The 24633-nt window shown below is 40.5% G+C and carries 19 protein-coding genes; 4 read left to right on the top strand and 15 right to left on the bottom strand.

From position 1 onward, the window contains the following. Positions 1-6: 6 nt before the first annotated feature. The 6 genes from BLO53_RS13200 to BLO53_RS13175 all read right to left on the bottom strand — a co-directional run bounded on the left by BLO53_RS13200 (position 7) and on the right by BLO53_RS13175 (position 6789). Entirely contained in the window at positions 7-2325 is a 2319-nt protein-coding gene (locus BLO53_RS13200) for a helix-turn-helix transcriptional regulator (protein WP_092062526.1), read from the bottom strand. A gap of 116 nt (positions 2326-2441) precedes the next feature. Then, positions 2442-3380, bottom strand: coding sequence for an AEC family transporter (locus tag BLO53_RS13195; RefSeq protein ID WP_092062523.1), 939 nt, complete (start codon positions 3378-3380; stop codon positions 2442-2444). 139 nt (positions 3381-3519) lie between these two features. After that, the gene (locus tag BLO53_RS13190) at positions 3520-4257 is read right to left on the bottom strand and encodes an amino acid ABC transporter ATP-binding protein (RefSeq protein ID WP_092062521.1); all 738 of its coding nucleotides are present in this window, start codon (positions 4255-4257) and stop codon (positions 3520-3522) included. After that, the gene (locus tag BLO53_RS13185; RefSeq protein ID WP_092062519.1) at positions 4244-4930 is read right to left on the bottom strand and encodes an amino acid ABC transporter permease; all 687 of its coding nucleotides are present in this window, start codon (positions 4928-4930) and stop codon (positions 4244-4246) included. The genes BLO53_RS13190 and BLO53_RS13185 overlap by 14 nt, the downstream gene beginning before the upstream one ends. Positions 4931-4940: 10 nt before the next feature. Further along, positions 4941-5693, bottom strand: a complete 753-nt coding sequence (locus BLO53_RS13180) for a basic amino acid ABC transporter substrate-binding protein (protein WP_092062517.1) — start codon at positions 5691-5693, stop codon at positions 4941-4943. Between the two features lie 109 nt (positions 5694-5802). After that, positions 5803-6789 (bottom strand): DUF3048 domain-containing protein, encoded by a 987-nt coding sequence (locus BLO53_RS13175; RefSeq protein ID WP_092062514.1) that lies wholly within the window; start codon positions 6787-6789, stop codon positions 5803-5805. Positions 6790-7113: 324 nt separating this feature from the next. Here BLO53_RS13175 and BLO53_RS13170 point away from each other — a divergent pair, with 324 nt between their 5' ends. After that, entirely contained in the window at positions 7114-7380 is a 267-nt protein-coding gene (locus BLO53_RS13170; protein WP_092062511.1) for a hypothetical protein, read from the top strand. 114 nt (positions 7381-7494) lie between these two features. After that, positions 7495-8007: a hypothetical protein gene (locus BLO53_RS13165; protein WP_092062508.1), complete on the top strand. Its 513-nt coding sequence runs from the start codon at positions 7495-7497 to the stop codon at positions 8005-8007. Between the two features lie 111 nt (positions 8008-8118). On the opposite strand, the gene BLO53_RS13160 is transcribed toward BLO53_RS13165, so the two are convergent. The 3 genes from BLO53_RS13160 to BLO53_RS13150 are packed head-to-tail and all read right to left on the bottom strand — an operon-like array spanning position 8119 to position 10372. Beyond that, positions 8119-8367 (bottom strand): hypothetical protein, encoded by a 249-nt coding sequence (locus tag BLO53_RS13160; protein WP_092062505.1) that lies wholly within the window; start codon positions 8365-8367, stop codon positions 8119-8121. An 18-nt stretch (positions 8368-8385) separates the two neighbouring features. Then, positions 8386-9987 (bottom strand): M56 family metallopeptidase, encoded by a 1602-nt coding sequence (locus tag BLO53_RS13155; protein ID WP_092062502.1) that lies wholly within the window; start codon positions 9985-9987, stop codon positions 8386-8388. A 28-nt stretch (positions 9988-10015) separates the two neighbouring features. Further along, complete coding sequence (locus BLO53_RS13150; RefSeq protein WP_092062499.1) at positions 10016-10372, bottom strand: BlaI/MecI/CopY family transcriptional regulator; 357 nt, start codon at positions 10370-10372, stop codon at positions 10016-10018. A 130-nt stretch (positions 10373-10502) separates the two neighbouring features. On the opposite strand from BLO53_RS13150, the gene BLO53_RS13145 reads away from it, so the two are divergent. Further along, on the top strand, positions 10503-12527 hold the full coding sequence (locus BLO53_RS13145) for a HelD family protein (protein ID WP_143003247.1): 2025 nt from the start codon (positions 10503-10505) through the stop codon (positions 12525-12527). Between the two features lie 682 nt (positions 12528-13209). On the opposite strand, the gene BLO53_RS13140 is transcribed toward BLO53_RS13145, so the two are convergent. The 5 genes from BLO53_RS13140 to BLO53_RS13120 form a co-directional block, all read right to left on the bottom strand. Then, complete coding sequence (locus BLO53_RS13140; protein WP_092062493.1) at positions 13210-13992, bottom strand: biotin--[acetyl-CoA-carboxylase] ligase; 783 nt, start codon at positions 13990-13992, stop codon at positions 13210-13212. A 193-nt stretch (positions 13993-14185) separates the two neighbouring features. Then, positions 14186-16390 carry a family 43 glycosylhydrolase gene (locus BLO53_RS13135; protein ID WP_092062490.1) on the bottom strand — a complete coding sequence of 735 codons (2205 nt, stop codon included), beginning with the start codon at positions 16388-16390 and terminating at the stop codon, positions 14186-14188. 197 nt (positions 16391-16587) lie between these two features. After that, positions 16588-18402, bottom strand: a complete 1815-nt coding sequence (locus BLO53_RS13130) for an ABC transporter ATP-binding protein (protein ID WP_092062487.1) — start codon at positions 18400-18402, stop codon at positions 16588-16590. After that, a complete protein-coding gene (locus tag BLO53_RS13125) occupies positions 18395-20284 on the bottom strand; it encodes an ABC transporter ATP-binding protein (RefSeq protein WP_176757281.1) in 1890 nt (629 codons plus the stop codon). Before BLO53_RS13125 ends, BLO53_RS13130 begins: the two co-directional genes overlap by 8 nt. A gap of 144 nt (positions 20285-20428) precedes the next feature. Further along, complete coding sequence (locus tag BLO53_RS13120; protein WP_092062481.1) at positions 20429-21652, bottom strand: HAD family hydrolase; 1224 nt, start codon at positions 21650-21652, stop codon at positions 20429-20431. A gap of 160 nt (positions 21653-21812) precedes the next feature. Between BLO53_RS13120 and BLO53_RS19665 the strand changes: the two genes are divergently transcribed. Further along, positions 21813-23144, top strand: a complete 1332-nt coding sequence (locus BLO53_RS19665; protein WP_092062478.1) for a hypothetical protein — start codon at positions 21813-21815, stop codon at positions 23142-23144. A 5-nt stretch (positions 23145-23149) separates the two neighbouring features. On the opposite strand, the gene BLO53_RS13110 is transcribed toward BLO53_RS19665, so the two are convergent. Continuing rightward, positions 23150-24061 (bottom strand): hypothetical protein, encoded by a 912-nt coding sequence (locus BLO53_RS13110; RefSeq protein ID WP_092062475.1) that lies wholly within the window; start codon positions 24059-24061, stop codon positions 23150-23152. Positions 24062-24633 lie beyond the last annotated feature (572 nt).

Below are 24633 nucleotides of genomic sequence, written 5' to 3'. Positions count from 1 at the left end.
TTGTTTTTAAATGGATCCGTAGGTTAGTTTACGATATTTTCCAGGTGTTAAGCCTGTTCCCTTACTAAAGAAACGGATAAAGTTCTGTGCATTAGTATATCCTAGCTCATTAGCTATATCTGAAACCGAAAGATTTGTCTGCAATAGTTTTTTGGCCTCTTCAATCTTGTACTGCTCCTGATACTCGCTAAAAGTTTTGCCTCTTTCAGCCTTTAATATCTTCCAAATGTAGGCAGGTGTCACATTAAGCTCATCTGCGCACTCGTTAAGGGTTATATTTCCCTTGGAATCAGCTAGCTTCTGCTCAATCTCAGCCATCATCTGGTAGGACTGATCAACAAGGAGCTTACTTCTCTCCTGAAGGATTGGATCGATGAGCATCTTTTTCATATTCTTTCTGACTCTTTTTACATCCCCTGCTTCCATGATCTGCTGATACAGCTTGTGAAGACCCTCAGGACACAGTATCAATATGTCAATCTTCATACCAATAGCTTCCATCAGGATCCTATCGATCAGAGCTGCGAAGTACACTGACGCAACAGCCCATTCCCCAAAGGTTCTGAGCCTGTCAGTAAAGTCATCAAGCAGCCTGTAACACTGGGCTTTATCCATAGCCTTTAAGCCATCACAAATTTCTTTTTCATACTTATGGAGATTTATCCCTTCTTCTGCAGCTCTTGATGACTGAATGTAGAAGCGACAATCACTTTCTGAACTCTCCCTGGTATCAGGTTCATATTGAAGAGCAAAAACGCTTTCGTGGTAGGCTCTTCCCAAATGTCTGTACTGGGTATGGAGCTCGCTTACTCCCATCTGTATCTGGAAACCAAAGTTTGAATAAGTAAACTCTTTTACTGCCTTATTATATCTGGAAATCTGCGCCAGCAGCGCCTCTTCCGTATCATCTGCAAAGATGCATGTGAGCGTACAGGAATCATAAATAAGAGGAAGCCAGGGCATATTCTTCAAAGAATCCGGCAGGCTTTCTGCAAGAGAAAGACAATAAGCATCTTCATTTATCTCATCCTCAGATATTGAAGTGTCCCTAAGATCTGGTATGATTGCCACAGTAGCATATAGCTTATGCCTGGTAAGCCCCAGAACCTTGACGTATTCCTCCCACTCATCTTCAGCGGAAACAGCGCTTCGAATAAGTCTCATCTCAAATAGTTCAGCAAGTCTTTTCCTACGCTGGATCATGGCCTGATCAAGGGCTTCCTTGTCATTTTTAAGGTTTGCAAACTGGCCAGCCAGGAATTGGAGCTCGTTTCCAGAAACCAGCGGTTGCTTATCGTCAGTAACTTCCTTAATTAGTCGCTCCACAGGCTGATATATGGCATATCGAAGGGAAACAAAGCTTAGAAGCGCAAGCGCCATAACAGCTATCAGAAACTCAATTATCAGTTTCCAGGTAGCTCCCAAAAAAGTCCCATAATCATAGGCCACATAATAATTCCAACCAAGAATGCTGGAAGATGCGCCAGATACAATACTGTTTGTTCCCTGAACTTCCATTCTAGAGGGCTTCATAGGCTGATCTGAAGAAAACTTTTTCTGGCACTGCTCAGAAAAACCAGAGTTAGAGGCATAGATTACATTACCCTCACTATCTAGTACGCAGACGGCCTTGCCTGAAATATTGATTTCCTCCCAGATCCAGCGCTTCCATTCCTGTGTTTCCACATTTACAAGTAGAAACCCCTTGGAGGAATATGTACCAAGTGGGAGATTTAGCACATAATTAAGCCCCTTAGTATCCACTGTCAGATGGTATTGAAGGTCTTTACTATCTACGTCTGTACCATCAGGAATGTATACCCAGTTTCCTCTGTTAACCTCCTGAGTATTGTTCTCATAAATGTTTAGAATTTCTTCTTTATTGATCATCTCAGAAAAGTCATAGATACCTCTGGTACTAATGACCCTGTTATTTGAAATATTTACTATGACATAATTATTGATGTAATTGGGAAATAAAGCATTATTGCCAAGTGCCGAATCTATAACCTTATACCTGGCATAATCAGAATATGCAAGACGGTTATTTAAAAACCAGCCAAGATCATCATTCATAGCAGAATAAAGGTAATACTGGCGGAGATTTTCAAGCCTCTCCTCCACGCTAAATACCATATTCTGAGTAGTCACCTGTGCCTCCTGCTGAGCCATCTTCTGGTTGTTGGAGTGCATTATCATAAGAGTGTTGACCACCATGAACACCATAAAAACGCCAACAAGCGCGCTGACGCAGATAGTCACAAATAGTTTGTAGGAAATCCTGTCAAAAAAAAGCCCCCATTTACGCAAAGTCTTGTTTCGCATATTGCTTCCCCCTATTGCACTTCGCTCCCATCTCTGAAAAGATTATTTTACAACAGTTGATTCCTTAAAAGATACGCATTTTTTATGAATAATTCGCAATTTTAACCATTATTTTGTCATATTAGCCCCAGGTTCTTGAGTACTAAAATCCAGATAAAAATAGTCACAATGGCCAGCAGCGTACTGACAACTACATACTCCCCAGCAAGGTCTGCATCTGCATCCATACTCTGAGCCATAGGAAAAGAAGCGGCGGCAACCGGTGTTGCAAACATACAAAATACAGCAAACATTTCAGAAGGTCCATAATTCATAAAGGCCATAATATAGGTAATAAGCGCCGGAAGTGCGATCAGCTTGATACCTGTACCAACTGCAAGAGGAAAAGCATTCTTTCGAAGATCAGAAAAATGAAGAGTTCCACCAAGTACAAAAAGTGCCATAGGTGTTGCCAGATCTGATAGCTGCGTAATTGGCTTGACCAGGCAAGTCGGCATAGTTACAGGCAAAATATTGAAGATTGCGCCTGCTATAGCACCAACAATAAGCGGATTCTTGAGAACATTTTTAACAACTACCCCAGCGGAAGCCTTGCCACCTCTGTAATATTCCAAAATAAAAACTGAGCAGATATTATAAACAGGCACAAGGAAGGCCACGATAATACTACTCTTAGTGCTGGCTTCTGCTCCCAAGACACTGCTTGCAAGAGGAATAGCAAACAAAACAGAATTACTCCTAAATATGGCCTGTTCTATCACTCCTCTTCTCCTGTTATCTTTTTCAAAAAGAGGAACAACAAAAAAAGAGATAACTACAACAATAAGGGTAGCAATAAGAGCAAACAGCACGTATCCAGCATCTTTTAGCGTGCTAAAATCCGCATCATAGAGGTTATTAAACATTATAAATGGAAAAAAAACGCGGAAAATTACCCCGTTTAGCTCTCTTAAGAATGTCTCTTTTACAAGGCCAAGCTTTCTTGCTATGGCACCAATCATAATGTAAACCATGAAAGGAACTACCGCATTTGTAGCAATTACCAGATTATCCATGTCTCCTCCACTTTCTTAGTCTCTTTTCCTGAGTAGAAAAAAACTGGATACATTAAGCATCCAGTTTAAGTCTTATTTTATATCATTCCAAAGAAATATTTCTAGCATTTGCTACACATTTTTGAGCATTTTCTGCCTATCAAAGCACCTTTGATAAAAACTCCTGAAGGCGCTTGCTCTGCGGATTTCCAAAGAATTCCTCCGGAGTGTTTTCTTCAAGGATCTGGCCTTCATCCACAAAAAGAACCTTTGTAGCTACCTCTTTTGCAAAGCCCATCTCGTGAGTTACAACAACCATGGTCATTCCCTCATCTGCAAGCTGTTTCATTACATCAAGAACCTCTCCTACCATTTCCGGATCAAGAGCTGATGTAGGCTCATCAAACAAGATAACCTCCGGATTCATGCAAAGGGAACGAACAATTGCAATTCTCTGCTTCTGACCACCAGAAAGAGAAATCGGGTATACATCCGCTTTATCAAGGAGATTAACTCTTTCAAGTAGGCCCTTTGCTTTCTCTTTGGCCTCAGTCTCCGACATTATTCCAAGCTTAACAGGGGCTAGTGTCAGGTTCTGCATAACTGTCAGGTTATTAAAGAGATTAAAGTGCTGGAAAACCATTCCCATGCGCTCTCTTACCTTATTAATGTTAACCTTAGGATCAGTTATATCAACGTCATCAAAGATAATATGGCCTGAAGTAGGTCTCTCCATAAGGTTAAGGCACCTTAAAAATGTACTCTTACCTGATCCTGACGGTCCGACAATAACTATCTTCTCGCCCTTGTTTATCTCGTAGTTGATTCCCTTTAGAACCTTGGTCACACTACCATCTGTATTCTTAAATTCCTTACATAAATTCTTAACGGATATCACTTCTGCGCATCCTCCTCTCTAGTTTTCCAAGGAAAATGGTCAGCAGCTTTATGATCACAAAATAGATCACTGCAACCCCGATAAGAGGCATAAATGCATCATACGTCCTTGATGCGATCTGGTTAGCTACTCTTGTAAGATCTGTAAGACTTACGTAACCCACAATCGCAGTCTCTTTGATAAGTGTAATAAACTCATTGCCAAGAGGTGGAATAACGTTCTTGACAGCCTGAGGAAGGATAATGTAGCGCATTGTTGCCCACTTGGACAAACCAAGGCTTCTTCCTGCCTCCATCTGGCCCTTATCTACTGCAAGGATTCCTCCCCTTACAATCTCTGCCACATAGGCCCCTGAATTTATACCAAAGGAAAGAGATGCTACCAATATACCATTGTTAGAAGAAGCCATAATAATGAACCACATGATAAGAAGCTGCAGTACACTTGGTGTTCCTCTGATAACATCAATGTATATAGTTGCAATATAGTTTGGAAGTGTAGGTTTCCCCTCTTCTGTTGTGGAAAGCTTCATAAGCGCCAGCAGAGTACCAATGATAATTCCTATGATGCCTGCAAAAAGAGCTATCTCAAGCGTGATTCCAAGGCCTGATATATATAGTTTCCAGCGGTCGCTCTCAACAAAAGCGGCAATAAAACGTTCCTGTAGAGTCATATATTTCTAATTACTCCTCAATATACTTAGCGATGAGACTATCATAAGTTCCATCCTTCTTAAGTTCTGCTATAGCATTGTTGATCTTCTCTGCAAGCTCTGTATTTCCCTTAGGAAGAGCAATTGCATAAAATTCAGCTTCAAAGTCAAAGGCTGAGCCATCGATAACATCAACCTGGTCAGCATACTGTGTTCCAAAAACAGCTGCAGGGTTCTTGTCTACAATAACAAGATCAAGTCTTCCATTATTCAGATCGTTAACTGCATCAATGGCCTTATTGTAGGCGGAAACCTCTGCTCCCTCGATCTCATCAGCAATAAATTCGCCTGTTGTTCCAAGCTGAACACCAATCTTGCAGTTTTTGAGATCCTCTGCAGTTGCAATTGATGATCCCTTAGGAACAATAACAGCCTGAACAGCCTCATAATATGGATCCGAGAAATCAACTGTCTTCTGTCTCTCTTCTGTTACAGTCATTCCAGCGATAGCAACGTCAATCTTGCCACCAATTGAAGATACGAGTGAGTCAAATTCCATATCCTGGATCTGGACATCCATGCCTATCTTCTCACCGATAGCCTTTATAAGTGCCACATCAAAGCCGTCTGGATTACCATCATCACCAATATATTCAAAAGGTGGAAAGGCTGCATTAGTGCCAACAACAAGAGTCTCTTTAGAACTTGATGAATTACCACATCCGGCAAGTGAAGCTATCATCATCATTGCAACTAGTACTACAGATATAATTTTATTCTTCATAATATCCTCCTGATTTTATGCAAATTAATGTATATTTATGCATCTATTGTGTATAATATACCAGTGATATTAATAAATATCAAGAGAAAAATAATAAAAATCAAATTATTCAATTCAAAACCAGATTATTCCAGGTGTCAGAAGGAATAAGTCCAATATAAGTCTTTCCCCTGTTTACGCTGATCTCCTGACCTGACGCATTAAAATAATGTGTCATGCCGGTTTCACTTGCCTTGGACCAGGTAATAGGAATAGCCTGTCCATTTGTAATATAGTAGCCAACGCCAGTTCCTATCACGTTGTAAGTCATATATCCATTCTTATCAAGCAGCGAAAAAGATGTATTCTGGAGAATAACATTCTTAAAGGTAAGAGCCTGACCATCTTCAGCATCCGTATGAAGATTCCCATATTCATAATAATCATAGGTCCTTGTTGTAGCATTAAAGCATAGCTTGCTCTTATTGTGGTAAAAGACATTTGACATATCAATATTATTGACAACTACGCCACTTCCTAAATCTGCATCTGCAGCATTAAATATGAAATGGGTTCCCCTTTCAGGTGCCACTGTATAATTAGAAGAAATGCCGCTCTTTGCAAATCTGTTTACAAGCTCCTGACCAAATACATATTCAGTAAACTCCCTTGGTTTGCCGTTCTTGACACGGGTAAATCCGCCGCTAATATGAGCAGCATAGGGCTGAGCCAAATATGTATTTATATAAAAAGGCCCTCCATCATGAATAAGAACTGCATTATATTCATCTGCCAGCATTACGTTAGTAGTTCTGGTACTTCTGATACTTCCTGTCTGCTGAAGATTAGCCCAGTCCTTATAAAGACACATGAGCCTTGTAACTCTTCCATTGGCAGTACTGTTCATCATTTCGTAGACAATATCTGCCTCTGCTGTTCCATAGTGGTTTAGAGCTTTCTTTTCATTATCCACCATGATTGCTACAGGTCTCTGACTTGCAATTGCATCGCTTACCTCAAGCCCTGTAAGTTCGTTTGTTCCAGCATAGGCTGTTGTCGACATAAGTAAAGCTGTCAAAAGGCTTGTAGCCATAGCAAATGTTATTTTAACCCTCATACTTTTTCTCCTTGTACATCCTAAATTGTTGATTTCTACGGGCATATTTCAATCATGTACGCAGAAATTGCTTGATTCTAAAGTGAATTGTCACATTTAACATCTATATATAATGATAAAATATCGTGTAAATATATTCAATTTAAAATCACCATGCTAATAAAATAAACTCCATTACCGATCATTAATGTCTGTCACAGCATTGCAATATGCGAAATTTTATGAGATATTAGGGTGTATTTCTCAATATTGCAAGTTTATAAGCATATGATTCTATGTTTTAATCATGCTATAAGAACTATTTGTTCAAAGGAGGAAAGTGTTGTGGGTGGATTAGGAATTATTGCAATAATGATTTTGATGGCTGTATTTCTTATAATCGTCATCGTAGTTGCATCAATCCTGATTGGAATGTTCTTTACAGGTCTTGTCGGCGGAACTGTGCTTCTTATTACAGGCAAGCATTTTTCCAAGGATACCAGGAAAAAAGTCGCAAGCCGCATTTGCATTGGCGTTGGTATAGCTTTCTTTGCACTTGCTGCTAGTTCTGCAGGACTATTAGTTCACTATGCCATTTCTATTTTTGGATGATTGTGCTATAATCATCAACCGCGTAGTTGAAAAGACGGTTAGTCTTCCTACTCGTCTGCGCGATGCAAAAATATATAAAAGATCTCATAAAAATGAGACTATGGAGGAGAAAAAATGAATCAAAAAAGTGGATCAGGAAAATTAGTTGGAGGCATTATTTTATGCGTAATTGGCGCATTTAATGCACTTCTTGGTTTTATATTTGGCCTTGTGGGAATTGTGTTTCTTGCAAACCCAGAATCAGCTGATATGACTGTAAACGGCGAGACTTTACACGGAGAAGAAGCTGTTGAAGCCGCCAAATCAATGGGTACAACACTTGCTATAGTAGGACTTGTATTTGTAATAATCTTTGCTGTATGTCTATTCTTTGCAATCAAGCTGTTCAAGGCAAATAACCTTGCCAAGCAGGCTGCTGCTATGCAGTATCAGAATTACCAGTATGCAAATGGGCAGTATGCAAACCCTCAGTTCCAGAATCAGGCATATATGAATAATCAATATGCAAACCCTCAGATGCCAGGCCAAAACCAGTTTGCGGGCACTACTCAGAACAATATGAATTACCAGAACAATCAGTTCCAGAATCAGACTTATACGAATAATCAGTATCCAAATCAGCAGTGATAATGGGCTGACTCTAAGGAATTAAACAAGACAAAAATAAGACAAAAATGGTGGCAGACACGGCTCTGCCACCATTTTCATGTTCTCGGAGAGAGATAGAGTCAATGATCATCAGGAAGCATCCTGACCTGACTCGGGAAGTTCTGCAAGTAGCATATTTACAGGCAACGGCCTGTAATCAAATCCCAGAACTTCAAGGGATTTTTCATCTACATAGCATTCATACATCATCCATTCTGTTGTAAAACTAATATTTATAAGTCCATCCTGGTGCGATACTAAAGTATTTCTCATGTCCTGCTCTAAAATACCGGCCTCTTGCGCAGCCGCACAAATAGCCATATTTCTCTTATTAACCATTGCTGCCCTCCTTTAATATCATGGGAAGAGGCCAAATAAGCGTATTCCCTCATCATCTAATTCATCAAATATTTCATCTATAACTTCGTCTTGTACTTCCTCCATTGCATGATCCAATGAATCATTAACCAGTTTGTTTAAATCTTCATCAGATGAAATAACCTGATCCAGATCATTTAAAATATTTTCTGCAACCCCAACAGCTTCTTTCACTACCGGATCATTTTTATTAGCGCTAACATTTATATTTTCATTTCCATCTTTTACAGAAACGTTTACTGTATCATTAGAAACACTGACACCTACCGCTTCATTCCCCTCATTAACATAAACGGCAGCCTCATCTCCATTATTATGAGGCATGTTATCAGCCTGATTTCGGGTTCCTTCTGTATAGGGAAGATTGACCACACCATCTTCCTTGGAATTAGTGATTCCTGACTGCTTTTCCTGTTCTAAAAGATTTCTTTCTACTATCTCTTGCGCTTCCCATACAATTGGCGCTGGAAGAGTCACTTCTACTTTTGTGCTCTCACTAGTAGTCTGTTCAAGCTCATCTAAAGCTTCTAGTGGAAATGGAACGACAGCTACTTTTTCTGCAGCCTTAGTAAATGAGCAGATTGAAAGGGCGCCACAAACGACTATAAGTAATGTAACGAGCCACGCTGTAGGCCTTTTGTAGTTAAAAATCTGTCTGACTCTTGTTCCAACTCCCACTTCCCCAAAGGCAAGTGGATAGGCAAATACAAGCCTTCTTCCAGTACTACAGTCAAGAAGAGACTTGGCATAGGATCTCTTTTGCCTAAGGTTCATCCTGGCGATAACACGTTCATCGCAGGCAAGTTCAATGTCTCTGCAGAACAGGATGTAAGAAAGCCACACAAGCGGATTAAACCAGTGAACTGCCAGAATCATAAAACCTAGTTGTTTTCTAATGTGATCAAAACGTTGTAAATGCGCCTTTTCATGCACAAGAACATTCTTGATAGTCTTGGCATCAAGGCCAGATGGCATGTAAATTGCCGGCTTAAACACGCCAAAGATAAATGGAGTATCTATTTCATCGCATACATAGATCCTTTCTCCGGAGATATATCTAATGGATGCGCTAGTCTTCCTCTTTATAACGATATAGCTAAATGCGCCATAGGCCAAAACGCCCAGCATACCAATAAGCCAGATGACTACAAAAAAAGCAGGAATTCCCTTATCAGTCACAGATGTCTTATCAGCCTCATTCTGTAATAATTTTGCCTGAGCGTTGCTCTGATCTGCTATTTCAGGCGCAGTGGTAAGAGACTCTGACTTATTTGTAATATCCATAGTATCGTGAATCCCGCCAGATATCGCAATGGGTGCATCTGTAAGGTCTGCAGTCTCCTTTGTAACCACCTCATCACTACTAAAAATGTTCTCTATTACATTCCCAAAATCCGGCATAAAGCCCACATGAGCTGTTATCTGCACTGGAACCATAAGTCTTAGCGCCACTATAGCCCACAATAATCCCATGAACCATTTTGGTGCTTTTTTAAGCGGAATTCTTATAAAAACTACAGCAATCATCAGCATAACTGCTGCAGTGCTCATTTCTATTACCTTAAAAAAGATTGTCCCCATACTGTCACCCTTTTCCCGTCTGAAGGTGTTACTCTTTTGCCCTGTCTATGATGTTACGTATAGCGTCTATCTCGTTCTTGGAAAGTTTCTGATGAGAAGTAAATGCTGCCAAAAAAGCTGGTAATGATCCACCAAAGGCCTCTTCAACAAATTCTTCACTCTTTTTGGTATAAAACTCTTCCTTGGATACCTTGGAAGTTACTACACCGTCGATATTCTGAAAAAGTCCCTTCTCACATAGCTTTTTAAGAACAGTGTAGGTAGTGGACTTCTTCCACTCAAACCTCTCAGCGCACAACTTCACCAATTCTCCTGAGCTCACAGGCTCTTTCTCCCAGATGAGTTCAGCAAACTTCATCTGGACCTCGCCAAATTCTACGGCCATAATCTCTACCTCTTATTGGTCTATTCATTATAGACTTTGTATTGTTAGTTTATACCCTGTAGACCAATCTGTCAACCCTCATAATATGTTATACTGATAAGACACAAAAGAGAAAGTGATTGGTGATTTTATGGAAAAAGAGATATTTAATAAAGAACAAGAGCATTTAAGCTCGACCTATAAAAAGCTACTTGATATGAAGGATAAGTTAGAGTCCCAGATTTCTGAGCTTAACGAAAAGGCCGTTGAGGATAAAAATGATATAAGAGACAACATTCGTTTTGACTACGCTGATATAGAAACAACAATGGAAACTCTCACTGAAATTGAGGTTTGGAATCGTTATATTGACACCTACAATGTAGAGAGTAACTCCCTTGGAAAGAGACTTTCAACTGTTAATAAGCTCCTGGAGTCTCCTTATTTTGCCAAGATTGAGCTTCAGTTTAGTGATGAAGAAACTCCAGAGAGTTTCTATATAGGCCGCGCTTCTATCTCTGAAAACAGCTATGATCAGATGATAATAGACTGGAGATCCCCAATCGCCGAAGTTTACTATAATCAGGAAATGGGCCATACCCATTACACTGTAGAAGACAGACAAATTCCTGTGGATTTAAAAATGCGCAGACAGTTTGACCTTCATAAAGATAAGCTAAATTCATATTTTGATACACAGATTGCCATAGAGGATCCTATGCTCCTTAGATCCTTATCTCAGGCCCACTCAGACAAGATGCAGGCCATCACATCAACTATTCAGAAGGAGCAGAACACAGTGGTCCGCTACCCTGATGTTCCTGTACTTTTAGTAAATGGAATCGCCGGAAGCGGCAAGACTTCTGTACTGCTTCAGCGAATTGCATATCTCTTTTACCAAAAGAGAAACACTTTGCGCCCGGATCAGGTCTGCCTGATGACGCTAAATCCTGTATTTAGGGAATATATTGATGAAGTTCTGCCTGACATGGGTGAGACCAATCCTCTTACTCTTACCTGGGAAGAATTCCTTGATATGACTCATGTTCCTTTTACTGACAATGAGTACGATTATACAGAAGCTGAAAATCTACAAAAGATCCACGACATGCTTCCCACGCTGACTCCAGAGGCTGAGGATTTCTGCGATATCAGGCAAAAAGAGAAACTTGTAATGACCAAAAATGAAGTTCTATCTGTAGTTAATGGCTATAAGCAGTTTCCTATGGGTGTTCGCCTGTTCCAGATATGTGCTGATGAGCTTGAACAAAGAACCAAAAATAACTTAAAGAATCTGGCAGATGATAACATAGATGATAGCTCGGATAGTGTTGCCGGCTCAGACAAGGCTGAAAATAACCGTCTTGAGAATGATTTTGGCGGAGCGCTCAGGCAGATAAAGCACTTTGGCTGGATCAACATAACTCACATTGCCCAGAGAATCCTTGGTCATTCGCACATTACTGCTGCTGAATGGCTCTACACTAAGATGGAAATTTCCGGCATGTGTGACCGTAACATGCGTTATGTAATGGTTGATGAAGTGCAGGATTATACTAAGGCTCAGTTGTATATTTTTAGCAAATTCTTCCCAAATGCTCGCTTCATGCTACTTGGGGATGAGTTCCAGGCTATCCGCGAGGGGACAGTAACATTTGAAGAAATTAAGGAAATGGCCGCTGAGAATAATAAAGAGTTTGTAGAGCTTCCGCTTATGACCAGCTATAGAAGTTCACCTGAGATTACGGAGAAGTTTTCTTCTCTTCTTCCTCCTGAGCGCAAGATGCTGGTATCCTCTGTCCAGAGGCCAGGAGAATCAGTATACGAAAAGAAATGCTCTTCCGATGCAGAATATTATGATGAATTAAAGGGCCTTATCGCAGAATATAGCGCCAAAGAAGGTCTTACTGCCATCATTTGCAGAAATCAGTTCAAGATAGACACTCTTGTAGAAAAGCTTGGCTCTGCCGCTCCCATAGTGGTAGAAGGTCACGAATCTCTTCCCAAGAGTGGTGCCTTCTTCATTGAACTTGCGCATGCCAAGGGCCTGGAGTTCGACCACGTGATCCTTGCTGACTTAACCCCAGACTCCTACCCCGACACCGAGCTTGGCAAGCACTGCCTCTACACAGCAATGTCACGTGCAACAAATCAACTAGCCATCCTCACCCGCTAATTTAGACTCGCACCCACAATCTGCACATTACCGCCATCGCTTCACTAGGGCAGGGCCTTGCGATGTTCAAGAAAGAGTTTTTTGGCGTAAGAAGGAGCTGCTGGATTTAAGAGCTTTCCCAAAGTGTCCCAAAATCCTGTTTACGAATTACCTGTCCGAAGCTCGATTCCAGAATCCCTACTTTTGGCAAGAGATTTGATCTTACTCGCGACAAAGAAGTTCACATTTTCTTAGATGCTCCCGCAGCCTTTCTTTTAAAGCGCATGCTGCAGCGTAAACTTGCAGGACGGGTAGAAAAATCAAAATAGGAAATGCCATAGCCCGCAAAGCGGGCGTTAACAAAAAATGCGAAATCAATCTTTCAAGTAAACTTGAAGAAGTTGATTTCGCATTTTTTTATGGCGCAAGCGCGCCAGATGGCATTTCCATATATACAGTTTATTCCCGTCCTGCTTCAGACAACGCTTCGCATGCGCGGGAAAGGCTGCTTTGGGAGCATTAGAAAATGGAACTTCTTTATAACGCTCGCAAGTATCAAATCCACCCGCCAAAAGGATTCTGGAACGAGCTGAGTTTAATTCGTAGGATTTTGGGGCATCTTTGGGAACGCCTTAAATCCCAGCGAAAGAACCGCCAAAAAATCTTTTTGAACGAGCAAATTTCCCCTGCCCGGCTGGTTGTGTCAGCGGGCGAGGATGGCTTGGTAGATGGCAGCGATGAGCCTGTTTTTGGTGATGGGGGCTTGTCCTGGTGCGTAGAGGGAAGCTACCTTGGGCTTTAAGTCAGATGGGAATTTGGAAAGATCTGAGTCAAAGTTTATTCCGATTCCTACTACAATCCACTGGACAAGTCCAGAATCAAACTCTGTGCCGGACTCTGTGAGGATTCCGCATATTTTTTTGTCATCGATGAATAAGTCGTTGATGGGTTTTATGGTTGCATCAATGTTACAGAGCGATTTTAAAGCATTTTTAACTGCATTACCTGTAGTTGTTGTTATAACGTCGGGTTCAAGGCTCTTTAACTTATCTGGAGAGAGGATCAGGCTCATATAGATTCCTCCCTCTGGAGAGAAAAAGCTGTGATCTCTTCTGCCACGACCACCATCCTGAGATCTTGCAACTACGAGTGTTCCGTGCAAAGCTCCGGCTATAGCCATCTCTTTTGCCACCTTGTTGGTAGAATCCACGGTATCATAAATGTGGATCATGTCAGTTGAAGGCTTAAAGCCCGCAGCATCAAGGCTTGCCAGAATTCCCTGGGCAGAAACAATATCATTACTATCCCCCAGCCTGTAGCCCTTGTTGGAGACCGCCTCAATGTCATATCCCTTCTTGCGAAGCTCATTTATGGCTTTCCATATAGCATTTCTAGAAAGGCCAAGGCTATCAGCCATGGCCTCTCCGGAAATATAGTTTTCCCTGTTGTTTTCTAATAATTCAAGCACTCTATCTTTGGAAGTCATCGTATTCCCTCTATGGTCCTTGGATAGTTCCGGGACGGAGTCAACGGACCATTTACTATCTTTCTATCATCATTTCACTGTCCATTTTCTCACAAACTCCCATCAAAAATCCAATAAAATTTAAGAAAGCATGTTGCTTGCAACATGCTTTCTTATCACACAAGTGCGCATCCATAGCGGTGCGCTTTTTAGATTATTCTAACGTGTATTCAAAGCTATCACCTATCTGTCCAACTCCGATAGAACCAAACTCAATGCTGGCGCCGTTTGGGATAGACTTGTTAAAATCAACTGGGGTAATTACATAATAATCACCACTAGTCTCGATATTAACATTCCAGCTGGAATCAATATTAACCTGATCTTTTCTGATCTTTAATGTCCATCCGTTAACTGGATTCCCAGTATTGTTGGAAATCTTATAGCTTATCTGATATCCTGATCCCCAGCTATTTATGGTATATCCAAGCTCTAGCCCGGTGGTAACTACAACTGGTTCCGGCTCTGGAGTAGGGGTAGGTGTAGGTTCCGGTGAAGGTTCTGGCTCTGGTGTAGGCTCGGGCTGAGTGCTTACAGGTTCGAAAATCCACTGCTGATTAGGATTTCCATAGTATAGCCACTGACATACATTTGCTCCGTCTTCTTTTTTGTGCTGATACACATCTATATATCTGACCTGGTTAGAAGCCTTGGTAGCGATAGTATATACTCCATTTGTCTTGGTATTCTTTACCACAAACTTCTGAGCATCACCTGAATAACCATAATAAATACCAATATTTGCGCCATCTTCATCTTTTCCATTGGAAATATCAAGCATATAATCGCCCAGTGCGCTTGTAAGGGTAATATATCCATCATTTGTATTTGTTACATACCACTTCTGTCCATCAGCGCCTGTTCCGCTACTGATGCATACGTTTGTCCAGTTATTAAACGCATTTCCTTCAACCGTCAGGTATTTCTGGGAATTTGTGTTCTTAAGATAATACCAGCCATCACTTATAATTGCAGTTGAGTTGTTGTTTATGTTCTGTTCGCTTGGCGCAGGTGCTGGAGATGGCTGACTTCCACCGGCTGCTGTAAACTGCCAGCAGTTAAAGTTTAAAAGAGATCCGCCATTTCCTTTAAATACAAAGAATAAATCATGTACTCCGCTTGCACCGCTAACCTCGCAGGTTCTAGTCGCATACTTCTGCCAATCACCTGTCTGACCAGCATCCAGTGTTCCAATCAGCTTACCGTTAACCCCATCAAGACGCAGCTCTATCTTGCCACCACCATAAGGAGACGCTACTCTGGCATCAAAAGATTTTGCGCCATTCCCAAAGTCTACATTTGCAACCTTTATCCAGTCACCATTTTCTATATAGCCAACGTTCATGGTGCCTTCTTTGCAGCTTTCTGTCTCAACGCCTGATGAATTACAGATAGTCTCAGCCTCAACCTTTTTATAAGGATTAAGAGTTGCGATAGCCTTAGGTCCTGCGGTACTCATCTTGATAGTAGGGAAAGTGCCATCGTAGTTATACTTAAACTCTTCTACAGCAACAGAGCGGGCGAATCCGCTTCCTCCCGGCAGTGCACCATTATGGTAAAAGAAATATGAATGCCCCTTAAAGTCTACTACTCCGCAATGGTTAGTAAAGCTTCTGCCCTCTGTAGGCATGATGACTCCTCTATAAGTCCATGGGCCTGTTGGTGAATTGCTGGTAGAATATGCAATATGCTCAGGAATACCTCCTGCCGCATATAGCATGTAATAAAGATTTCCTCTCTTATAAAACCATGGTCCCTCAACATATGTGCTGTTGTAGCCAGCGCTTACCTTGTTGATTCCACCTGAATACGAGGTCATATTTGAATTAAGCTTCACATAGTAAAGTGATCCGTTTCCAAAGTAAAGATAAGCCTGTCCATCTGCGTCAATATACACAGTAGGATCGATAAAGCTGTAGCCCTGACAAAGTGGGCCTCCGATAGCATCTCTAAATGGTCCCGTAGGACTATCTGATACTGCTACACCTATAGAATTTCCGCCCCTTTTCGCAATAACGGGAACATAGTAATAAAACTTTCCATTTCTTTCAATGACCTGACCAGCCCAGGCATCACTCTTAGCCCAGCTAAATGTGCCGAGCGAGCAAACAACTCCATGATCTGTCCAGTTGGTCATATCTTTTGTCGAATAGCAGTGCCAATCCCTCATGTCATAGTAATCAGCACCATCCTCATCATGTCCGGTATAAACATACACCGTGTCCCCATAAACAAGCGGTGCCGGATCTGTTGTGTAAATTGTCTGGACGATTGGATTATCTGCCTTAACGCTCATTGGAGATAAACCAAATACCAGAGCTCCCATTAATGCCCCAACAATTAATCTAGTTTTTTTCATTCCCTGTTTTTGAATCTCCTTCCATATAGTTGTGTAATAGAATCTAGCTGTGCTCGAGCACACTCATTCTAACAATTGCGCATCTTATAGACTTCCCAAATATTGCTATATGCTTTACCATTATTGCGTTTATTTACGAAAAAAAGTAAGCGGGTGCATTTTATTCAAAAAAAACACCCGCTACTTAATTACTTATCTCAACTAACATCTCTGTAGTATTTTGCCTGAGCCTCAAACATTTTTGCGTATATACCTGATGGTATATTAATTAGTTCATCATGTCTGCCATACTCAGCAATTTTCCCTTCAGAAAAAACAGCTATCCTGTCGCAGAATTTGCAGCTTGATAACCTGTGGGAAATATAAAAGGCTGTTTTACCACCCACAAGGGTATGGAACTGTTTGTAAACTTCATATTCTGCCAATGGATCAAGAGCAGAGGTAGGCTCATCCAGGATAACTACTGGGCTGTCCTTATACAGAGCCCTTGCAATTGCAATCTTTTGCTGCTCACCTCCAGAAGGCTCTATTCCCTTTTCATCAAAATACTTGAATAAATTAGTTTGAGTGCCTTTTTCAAGCTCATCAATCCTATCTTTTAGTCCCACCAGATCAATGTACTCATCAATCTTACCCTTATCTTTATTGGCAAAAGCTATATTCTCATCTATAGGAAAAGAAAAAAGCTTAAAATCCTGGAATACAGGCGCAAACTGCTGCATATACTGCCTGTAATCGTAATCTCTTATATCTACTCCATCAACTAAAATCTGACCTTCCGTTGGGTCATAAAGCCTGCAGAGGAGCTTAATAAAGGTAGTTTTTCCGGCACCGTTTAAACCAACTATAGACAAGTGTTCACCTGATCTTATCTTAATGTTGATGTCATCCAGGATCTTTTTATCAGTCTTTGGATAGGAAAAAGAAACATGCCTGAATTCAATTTCATGAGGCTTTTTAGAAATATCTTTTTCTCCCTTGGGAAGAGCCTCAGGATATTCCATGAATAAAACATACTCATAGGCGTAGTTGCAATTCTTGATAATATCCGTCACGTTCCAGACAAGCCCGCTCAAAGTTCCGTTAAGAGCAGCTTCCGTGCTGATAAGCTGCACAAAGGTACCAATACCATAAACTCCCTTTATAGCCAAAAGACCTACATAAAAGTATGCCGCAGCACCTTTTATAGCTGATATTACGTCAACGCCAATACTATATGGAAGCTGGGTTAATGCCTGCCATCTCCAGTGTTTATTGCTCTTGTCTGTATTATTCTTCCAGCTATCAAGCATAAGTTTCTGCGCATCATAAAGGCGAATATCCTTGCCAAACCGTGTATCTACTATTTCCCAGCCAAAATAGCCAAAGAGCCGGTTTACCTTTGATAGCTTTCCAAAGGCTTCAATTTCTATCTTGTTCTGCTTGGATACAACGTACAGATTTACAAGTGAATATATAGCCAAAAGAAGTAGTAGTAGCGGCGCATGCATCGCTATAACAATGACAAATCCAATAGCTCTGACTATATTGGTAATGAACATAAAAAGAATTTCAGAGATGCCATAAACGCCCCCTGAGTACCAGCTCATTCCTGTTCTTGCCTTTTCAATCTGATCCAGGGCCTCTTTGTCCTCTGTCAGCTGATAATCAAGTTCCATGGAATGTTTCCCCATGAGTATTGCAAAATAGTCATCCAGTCTTTGCTGGTATTTACTTAGCACAGTGCTACTGCGACTGGTAATCATCGAAATAACAAACTCACCTATTATAAGGCTTGCTGCCAAAATTATAAGTTTTCTTAAATCCCTATCGCCTAATATCTCATCAACTATAAGAGGAGAGATCAGGATTGCCACAAAGGGTTGAAGGATCTGAGAAATTGCTTTTATGCTCTCCCACATGAAAAATCCCGGGTATTTTTTATATGCTGACGAGAATAAAAGAGCTACAACTTTTCGTATCTTGTGGAGAGTAGAAACTTTTTCTTTACTGTCTTTATTTAATTTAGCCAACCTTCTCTACCTCCTGTTCTGCTCCCTGATCCTCTGGATTATCACGGTAATACTGAGCCTGCACGTTAAACATTTCTGCATACTTACCGCCCTTTTCCATAAGCTCATCATGACTTCCAAGTTCCACAAGGCTTCCATTTTCAAACATGGCAACCTGATCACAGAATCTGGTAGATGCTAGTCTGTGAGAGATATAAACCGCACTCTTTTCCCCTATCATTTCATCAAACTGTTCATACAGCCTTTGCTCAGCAATAGCATCCAGGGCAGATGTGGGCTCATCAAGGACAACTATCTTAGCGCCTTTATATAGAGCTCTTGCAAGAGCCAGCTTTTGTTTTTCGCCACCTGATAAGTCAATACCATCATCTTCCACCACATTTGTAAGTGGCGTATCAATTCCCTTTACAAGAGAATCAAGCTTTTCTTCAAGACCTGCAGAAACAGCGCACTCTTTTACCTTGTCTCTATCAAGCTCATCTCTGCTATACATGGCAATATTCTCAGACAAAAGAAATGCAAATATCTCAACATTCTGAAATACCGGAGCAAATAATTTGTAATAGTCCTCTCTCCTGTATTTTCTGATATCTGTGCCATTAAGAGTAATAACGCCTTCTGAGGGATCGTAGAGTCTTAGAAGGAGCTTGATCATTGTAGTCTTTCCTGCGCCATTTAGGCCTACCACAGCCAGTTTTTGACCAGGCTTAAGCTTTAGATTAAGATTCTTAAGAGCATAAGTTTCTGACTTAGCATACTTATAGGAAACATTCTTAAATTCAATTTCATAAGTGTCTGCTTTTGGAATCTCTATGCAGTCTTTTTCATCGTCATCTATATCAAGCTCAATAAAGGATCTGAAATCATCTGTCTCCAGAGATGCCTTCTTGTAATCTCCAAAGCGCTGCAGGAAATTTAAAAGTGCCTGGGAAAAAGCCATAGATAAGGACAAAAACAATGTAAAGTTTCCTATAGATAAATCTTTGGTAAATACCGCAAAAAACAGTACAGAATATATCAGTGCCTTGATTACAACATTCGCTATCTGAGAAGCAAAGGAATTCTTGAACCAAAGCTCATGATGAAGATCCATTTTTTCTTCTTTATCAAGGTATGTTTCTTCCTGCTTTTTTGAGAGAAACTCAGAGAGATTAAAGAGCCTGATTTCCTTGGCATGGTCACAATACTGGGTGACTCTCTCCATGTAATCTGTCTTTCTCCAGGAATCAGAGAGCTTATCCCAAACCTCTTTTTTATCCTTCTCAACTATTTTTCTGTAGTACAAAAACTGAATAATGCACAGAACAATAAGTGCCAAGATAAGTCTGAAATCTAGAACCATAACTGCCACAAATGTGACCACTACAGTAAAAAGGCTGGTAAGAAGCTGCTGCATATAACGCATCACCCCTTCGACGCCGTTCATGTTTCCACCTGTCGCCTGCTCTGCTCGCCTTGCCACATCAAGAACATCAGGTCTTTCGATAAGTTCATACTTAAGCGAAAGGACCCTTGCTATCCTCTCGGAGATCATTTGCATGCGCACATAGATAAATCTATACCAGATAAGATTATCCGATAAAACACTTCCTATGTTCAAAAGGCATGCAATAACTCCTGCCGCAAGAACAATTCGTATAAGTCTGGCCACTGCCTCTTTTTCCGGAAGCCCCATCTGAATGATATCAATTACATACTTGCCAAAAATCCCCCAGAAATAAGAAAGAACAGATGAGCACACCATTCCCAGCAATAAAAGAGCCACTACCTCCGGCCTGTACTTAAGAATCTTCCCCAGAATAAATCTGGTGTTACTCAATATCCCAAATTCCTTGTGTAAGGGATTGTCCTTACTTTCTTTGTATTCATCCTCAATCCACATAACTAAAACCTCTCTGCAAGCAAAGACACATTTCATAAAATAAATGCGCCAAACAATGATGTCTACACAATTTTAACTTGCACAGAGGTTCATAGCTACTTATATATTGCTATTTTTTAAGGCCTTTTTCCTGCTACGCTGGAGTCATGCAGCATTATCCTGTTCCTGATCCAGATTTTCACTTGAATCAGTGTCTGCTGCATCATCACTTATTTCTGTGTCTGCCGCATCGCTTGTTCCTGTGTATGCAGCATCATCCTGATTCTGGCTATCGCCTGCTCCTGTGTCTGGGGCACCGGCTGGTTCTACGTACTGAATGTCTGCTCTTTTTATAGAATCAGGATATATCTCAAGAAAATCATTTTTCATGGAAACTGGAACATAGCCCATTTCTGCATAATCCGCGGATTTCTCTTCCCAATTTTGCTTGCCCCACTCTCTTACATCGTCATCTGCAACAACCATGTAAGCCTCTGAAGGGTAGGGATTTCTTTTATCCAGGGCATAGTTCATCATACTGGTATCACTGCCACTGTTTCCAAAGGCAAGAACCGGATACTGGCCTATTTCTCTTTCTATCCAGATTGTTTTGTTGGAATTTAAGTTCTTTTGAATGAAGCCGCCTGTAAATACCAGGTCATCGCCATCAGAGTACTTATAGTCCATGTTTGAAGAAACGTCTTCGTAGCCTTTTTGCTTAACCTCGAACTCGGTGCCAATGACATGAGCCGGAGACACGTACTCACTAATTGGAAAATTAGCAACAAGAGCCCTTGTGGTGGTACGCTCAGTTCCGCTGACTACATAGATAGTAAAATCATTGTCATAAAGGTACTTAACCACCTCAACCATGGGCAAATAGAAGCCATCAGCATAACGCATGTTATCAAAACTATCTGTCTTCTTCTGACCAAACTCTACTGCGTAATCATACAGCTCTTTTATTGTCATTCCCGCATAAGCCTTGGCAAAATTTCTGGCTAGTTCTTCTCCTGCTGTGTATCCTGGCTTTATTTCTGCGGCTGCGGCTTTTAGTTCATCTGATACCCTTTCAGGATGATCAATAAGACAATAATTTATGAACATCATGGTATCGAAATAAGTGTAATAAGTTTCACAGGTCAGCGTTCCATCCATGTCAAAAACAGCTATTCTGTCCTTAACCGGAATGAAATTCTCCGCATCCTTCTCATTGGTAACCTTGGTCACATAGTTTCTTAGGCTCTCTGCGGCGTTAGAATCAGGCGCCCAATATTTTGAAAGTGCCTTTTCTTCCTTTTTTCCGCACCCTGAAATGCAGGTAATACCCATTAGAAATACAAATATCAGGGCAAGTGTAAGTTTCCGATAGTTACTTGATTTTTTCATAGTAAACCTCCGTTTTTTTTAACAAATAAAAGTTTACCATATATCGTTTACAAAGAGACACTTTTGTAGCCCTGTATTTAATTAAAAAAGAATAAACTACGCAACATATCCTGGGCCCTACATGTTAATATAGTAAAATACGCGTATGCGAGGTCATAATATGAAAAAAAGTAAGTATTTAACATGCGCCATGTCTTTGGCGCTATTGATAACAGGTTGCAGCTTATATGGCAACAATATTTCAGAAGAAGGAACAAGTAGTGTTACTGTGCAGGGGAAAGATTCAGAAAAGCCGTCAGAAGAAACTGCTCAGCCGCCAAAGGAAACTGCTCCAAAGGCGATAGATAGTCCCGAAGTAAAGGCCTATAAAGACTTTTTGACAGAAAACTATAATGATGAAGAAATAAGCGTTGCGTTGGTTCATCTTGATGAAGATGATGTCTATGAACTGGCGCTTATGCACGAAAAAGAAACTGATCCTAATATATATCTTTACGGATACCAGGAAGGCGAAGTTGTTTCTCTGGAAATTGAAGGTTTCCCATTTTATGGTGATTCGGGGGATTTCTTTTATCTAGATAAAGCTAACTGCTTTTTCTACGGATATTTCTCATCAAATGACGAAGAAACTGTTACAACAGAGTTTGTTTTTTCTATGAATGAAGGAAAACCAGCACTTGATCATACGCTTTGCACCAAAACCAAGTATGACTCTGATGAGACAACATATTATATTGATGACAAAGAAGTGACCAAACAAGAATTTGATGATTTTAATGACGAACACTCCCTGAGCGAATTTGACCCAGTAAGCGTTACCTGTGTAATTGATGAATATTGTGCCAAACTAAGCGGAATGGGAGATGCAGATGAGCTTGAAGAGGCACTTTCAAGAGACTATAGAGTTGTGTATTTTTCAAGAGAAACTGAGATAATGGAGCCTGCCCTTAAGCCTGCGATTTATCTTTATCCTGAACAGGATAATACCAGCATAAACGTAAACCTTGATATTGACGGTTATTACACAGAGCTGATCCCTGAATTTAACACAAATAATGGCTGGAGTGTTACAGCAAATAGAAACGGCGATATCAGGCTTGATGGCACAACCTATGACTACTTGTTCTGGGAAGCCATGCTAAAAACAGAATACACTTTTGACGAAGGATTCTGTATTAAGGGCGAAGACACCAGAGAATTTTTGGAAAGTACCCTGACCACCTGCGGACTCAATACCAAAGAGAAAGAGCAGTTTATCGAATACTGGCTTCCAAAAATGGAGAACAATGCCTACAATGTCATAAGTTTCCAGAAGGTCGCCTATACTGATCATGCTAGGCTCAAGGTAAATCCTGCCCCTGACACAACTATCAGGGTATTCATGGCCTTTTATGCAAGTGATGAGTACGTTGATATAAAAAAGCAGACTATTATCACTCCCACCCGATCCGGTTTTACTCTTGTTGAATGGGGCGGAAGTGAAATTAAGTAGCCTGCTCATCTGATAGTAGCTGAAACTGCGTCTCTATACTCCTGGCTGATAAGCTTGCTATAACTGTCATAGTCAAATACAACAGTTCCGTTGCTCTTACTCTCGAATGTAGGATATGCATACATAGCGATTTTCTTCTCTCCTGTAAGAGCACCTTTCTCAACGATTGTAATACGGTCTACAGTATGATACTTAAGAGCATTTGTGACATTGTTACCCTGTGAATCCTGCATGTAGAAATCATAGTACTTTTCAAATATCTCGCCAGTTGTCACATCTTTATAATCAACACGGATATAGTTGTTATCACCATGCATCATATCATAAGCTGTTCCAATTACCAGCATTCCATCCATATAGTTAAGCTTATATACGAGTAGATTCTTGGCAAGGTTTCTGCATCTTTCAACCTGATTAGTAGCAGCAAGACCTGTCTTGAATGAATTATTTCCAAGTGACTCCTGATAAGATGCAGCATCATTTAAGATCTTAAGAGCCTTCTTATCAAGTGCCGGAGTAGTTACAGCATCTGCTGCAACCTTATCGTCAGCTTCAGTAACAGCCTCTTCCACTGCTTCCTCTGAAATCACATCAGCAGTCTCGTCTACAGCCACTGCCTCATCAATAGTCTCTGCCTCTGTCTCTTCAGCGGCTGTCTCTTCAGTAACCTCCGTAAGCTCCTCTGCTGTATTCTCTGTAGACTCCTCTGTAATAGTCTCTGCCGCTTCCTCTGTGACAACCTCTACTGCGTCTTCTGTAACAACAGCCTCTGCTGTATCCTCTGTAGCTTCAGCCTCTACTGTCTCCTCTACTACTACCTCATCTGAAGCCTCATTAGCAAATGCAGTTACAGGTGTAAGTGCGATTGATGCACTCATGACCATCGCCATTATTCTAAGCATATTCTTATAATTCATGTTTCATTCTCCCTAAAAGTATTATTGTTATAGCCTGACTGCGCCTCAGAGCGCAGCCAGGCTATATTATCAAATCAAAAATCATATGATCAATCATATTAGAAACTAATTTTGTATTTTGCGTTTCCTTTTATTATTCCTTACATCGGCTTCTAGTTCCGTATTATTTTGCTCTAGTCTATACATACCTTATAATTTAGGTGTTTCTATGACTTTTGGAAACTTTACTGATTACTAATAAGAAAATAAATTTACATCCAGAAAGAAGTTTTCAGGAAAAAAGACACGAGCAAATTTTCACCTTACATCTTTTATTTTTCTTTCTTCAAAAAAACAGTACCATCGTGGGTAATTCCTGACCTCTATAAAAGCATATTCACTTTAAAATACTACTATTCTAGCATTATTTAGGGAAAAGATGTATGAGTAATAGACTTCACAGGTGCAGAAACTAATCTATCTATTATTTGTTACAACTTTTTCACAAGAAAAAAGATTCCATACGTATTGACAATTTTTTAACGTATCCGTATTTCAAAAAACAAGTAAATAGATGTAAATTTTCCTATAGA

This window comes from Butyrivibrio sp. INlla14 (assembly GCF_900102515.1).
Taxonomy (GTDB): Bacteria; Bacillota; Clostridia; order Lachnospirales; family Lachnospiraceae; genus Butyrivibrio.
The sequence above is the reverse complement of the archived record's forward strand: the minus strand, read 5'-3'. Positions and strand labels throughout refer to the sequence as shown.

Coding starts and splice junctions, on each gene's coding strand:
- BLO53_RS13150 (WP_092062499.1), bottom strand. CDS start 10,372: ATGGCCGTAGAATTTGGCGAGGTCCAGATGAAGTTTGCTGAACTCATC.
- BLO53_RS13135 (WP_092062490.1), bottom strand. CDS start 16,390: ATGAAAAAAACTAGATTAATTGTTGGGGCATTAATGGGAGCTCTGGTA.
- BLO53_RS13160 (WP_092062505.1), bottom strand. CDS start 8,367: ATGGTTAATAAGAGAAATATGGCTATTTGTGCGGCTGCGCAAGAGGCC.
- BLO53_RS19665 (WP_092062478.1), top strand. CDS start 21,813: ATGAAAAAAAGTAAGTATTTAACATGCGCCATGTCTTTGGCGCTATTG.
- BLO53_RS13155 (WP_092062502.1), bottom strand. CDS start 9,987: ATGGGGACAATCTTTTTTAAGGTAATAGAAATGAGCACTGCAGCAGTT.
- BLO53_RS13175 (WP_092062514.1), bottom strand. CDS start 6,789: ATGAGGGTTAAAATAACATTTGCTATGGCTACAAGCCTTTTGACAGCT.
- BLO53_RS13140 (WP_092062493.1), bottom strand. CDS start 13,992: ATGACTTCCAAAGATAGAGTGCTTGAATTATTAGAAAACAACAGGGAA.
- BLO53_RS13200 (WP_092062526.1), bottom strand. CDS start 2,325: ATGCGAAACAAGACTTTGCGTAAATGGGGGCTTTTTTTTGACAGGATT.
- BLO53_RS13120 (WP_092062481.1), bottom strand. CDS start 21,652: ATGAAAAAATCAAGTAACTATCGGAAACTTACACTTGCCCTGATATTT.
- BLO53_RS13195 (WP_092062523.1), bottom strand. CDS start 3,380: ATGGATAATCTGGTAATTGCTACAAATGCGGTAGTTCCTTTCATGGTT.
- BLO53_RS13165 (WP_092062508.1), top strand. CDS start 7,495: ATGAATCAAAAAAGTGGATCAGGAAAATTAGTTGGAGGCATTATTTTA.
- BLO53_RS13185 (WP_092062519.1), bottom strand. CDS start 4,930: ATGACTCTACAGGAACGTTTTATTGCCGCTTTTGTTGAGAGCGACCGC.
- BLO53_RS13145 (WP_143003247.1), top strand. CDS start 10,503: ATGGAAAAAGAGATATTTAATAAAGAACAAGAGCATTTAAGCTCGACC.
- BLO53_RS13110 (WP_092062475.1), bottom strand. CDS start 24,061: ATGAATTATAAGAATATGCTTAGAATAATGGCGATGGTCATGAGTGCA.
- BLO53_RS13125 (WP_176757281.1), bottom strand. CDS start 20,284: ATGTGGATTGAGGATGAATACAAAGAAAGTAAGGACAATCCCTTACAC.
- BLO53_RS13180 (WP_092062517.1), bottom strand. CDS start 5,693: ATGAAGAATAAAATTATATCTGTAGTACTAGTTGCAATGATGATGATA.